Annotated in this window: 3 protein-coding genes; all 3 read left to right on the top strand. The window is 72.0% G+C overall.

Translation table 11 applies throughout. The annotated features are described in order from the left end of the window. On the top strand, positions 1 to 399 hold a 399-nt coding region (locus FV228_RS26840), incomplete at its 5' end, for a trypsin-like serine protease (RefSeq protein ID WP_147857307.1). A 329-nt stretch (positions 400 to 728) separates the two neighbouring features. Then, complete coding sequence (locus FV228_RS26835; protein WP_147857306.1) at positions 729 to 1625, top strand: trypsin-like serine protease; 897 nt, start codon at positions 729 to 731, stop codon at positions 1623 to 1625. 173 nt (positions 1626 to 1798) lie between these two features. Beyond that, on the top strand, positions 1799 to 2344 hold the full coding sequence (gene dps / locus FV228_RS26830) for a DNA starvation/stationary phase protection protein Dps (RefSeq protein WP_147857305.1): 546 nt from the start codon (positions 1799 to 1801) through the stop codon (positions 2342 to 2344). Positions 2345 to 2441 lie beyond the last annotated feature (97 nt).

Genomic DNA, 2441 nt, shown 5'->3' with positions numbered 1-2441 from the left:
CTCCTGCGCACCGCGACGCCGCTGCCGGCGCGCTTCGCCCCGGTGACCTTGAGCGCCGCGCTACCCCGGGCCGGCGAACGCCTGACCCTGTCGGGCTACGGCGCCGCCAAGTCCGGCGACCCGCGCTCGACCGGAACCTACCGCAGCGTCGGCTTGCCGGTGATCGAGCCGCACGGGCCGAGCCGCATCCTGGTCTGGCTGAAGGGTGCGGCCGGTGGGGGCTGCCAGGGCGATTCCGGCGGCCCGATCACCGGTCCGGACGGCGCCGTCCTGGCGCTGGCCGCCTGGATCGGCGGGACCTGCGGCGGCCTCACCCAGGGTGTCCTGGTGGGACCGCAGCGCGGCTGGATCGACCGGGTGTTGGTGGGATGGGGCCGGGATGCGCGGTGGGGCGGCTGACGGGCCGCCCGTGGCGTGCAATCGCGAGGCAAGGCCGCGGTTCGCGCTCTCGTGAGTCGAGACGACGGCCGAGAACTCAAATCGTCATTCCGGGGCGCCGCAGGCGAGCCCGGAATGACGGGGTCGGGGTGTGAGCCGACAGATCCACCGTTGCTCGGCCACGCGATCGAAGCTCCACCGCTGCCGATCAAAGTCTTCTTCCAACTCGCATCACCTGCCCATCCGGAACCGCAGCTTGGCCGGTTCATTGCCTTGCTCTAGGCTCCCTCGGCGCCGCGCCCCTGGCCGCGGCGTCCCACCTTGCGCCGCGAGCGCCCCCGGAGTGCCCGATGTTCCGTCGCCCGATGCGCAAGGCCGGCCCCCGTGAGCGTCTGTTCGGCCTGGGGCTCGGCAGCGCCCTGCTGGGCGCCGTGGCCGGACTGATGCCGGCGCCCGCGTCCGCGGTGATCAACGGCACCACCACCCGCGACCCCAACGGCGCCCGGACCTTCGCGGTGCGGATCGAGAGCACCGAGGGCGAGATCTGCTCGGGCACGCTGATCGCCCAGGACCTCGTGCTCACCGCCGCCCACTGCGTGATGCGCCCGGCCGGCTACACCGTCATCAGCGTGGACCGCGGCTTCCGCCAGCACCGCACCCAGGTCATCGCCGCGACCATGCATCCGGACTTCGTGCCCGGCACGACCCCGGAGGACCAGCCGGGCGTCGATCTCGCCCTGCTCAAGCTGGAAGCGCCGCTCGGCGCCGACTACGTGCCCCTCGATCCGCGCGGGGCCGCCTCGATCGACACCGGCGCGCCGGTGGACATCGCGGGCTTCGGCGTCGTGGCCGAGAACCGGCGCGACTCCGCGCGGATCCTGCGGCTGGCGCACCTCGTGTCCATCGGCTCGCTGCAGGTCGCCAACAGGGTGACCGTGGTGACCGACCGGCGGCGGATGGCCGAGACTTCGGGCGCCGGCGCGTGCCTGGGCGATTCCGGCGGCCCGATCCTGGTCGGCGGCCCCGGCGGCTACCGGATCGTCGGCGTGGTCAGCTGGTCGAGCGGCGCCCTGCAGCAGGGTGCGCGCCGGACCGCCTGCGGCGGCTTCACCGCGGTGACCCCGGTGGCGGAGCATACCGGCTGGATCGCCACCCGGTCGGCCGAACTGTCGCGGATCCCGGTCGGCGAGGCCCTGCCCCGGGGCAACCGCTCCGACTGGATGGCCAAACCCGGCCGGCACCGCTGAGCGCCGAGGGGGCTGCGCCGGATTCCGGGACGAAACGCGGCGCCCGGACGTGCGGATGCTCGGAACACCGGGCGCGCCGTCGCGTTTGTGCAACGCAATCGCGTTAGATGAGGACCCGCGGCCGTACCGGCATATTCGCGACCGTCCGCACGCATGTTCACGGAGTAGATTTCATGGCTGAGACCGGCAAAGGCGACACCGTTCGCTCGCACAAGACCCGTAACAACACCGATTCGAACGCCAAGCAGGTCTCGGTCGAAGCGCTCAACGCCCGGCTGGCGGACGGCATCGACCTCGCCCTGGCGATCAAGCAGGCGCACTGGAACCTCAAGGGCCCGCAGTTCATCGGCATCCACGAGATGCTGGACGGCTTCCGCACCGAACTCGACGACTTCAACGACAAGGTCGCGGAGCGCGCGGTGCAGCTCGGCGCCACGGCCTTCGGCTCGACCCAGGCGGTCGCCGAGAAGACCAAGCTGCCGGCCTACCCGACCGGCATCTACGCCATCGCCGACCACGTCGCCGCGCTGATCGACAGCTACGCCGCCTACGCCAACGCGGTGCGCGAGAACATCGACGAGACCGACGAGGCCGGCGACGACGGCACGTCCGACCTGTTCACCGAGATCTCGCGGGCGGTCGACAAGCACCTCTGGTTCCTCGAGGCTCACGTCCAGGAGCCGACCGGCACCCTGCGCGACGGCAACCCGGGTCGGTAAGCGCTTCGGTCGAGAGCCAAGCGGATTCGGTAAGTGCACGCTCCTTCCCTCCCCCCCTCTGCGGGGGAGGGTGGGCCGGCCGTTAGGCCGGGTCGGG

The sequence above is a fragment of the Methylobacterium sp. WL18 genome (genome assembly GCF_008040015.1).
GTDB classification, from domain to species: domain Bacteria; phylum Pseudomonadota; class Alphaproteobacteria; order Rhizobiales; family Beijerinckiaceae; genus Methylobacterium; species Methylobacterium mesophilicum.
This window is presented reverse-complemented; position numbering and strand designations above follow the sequence as displayed.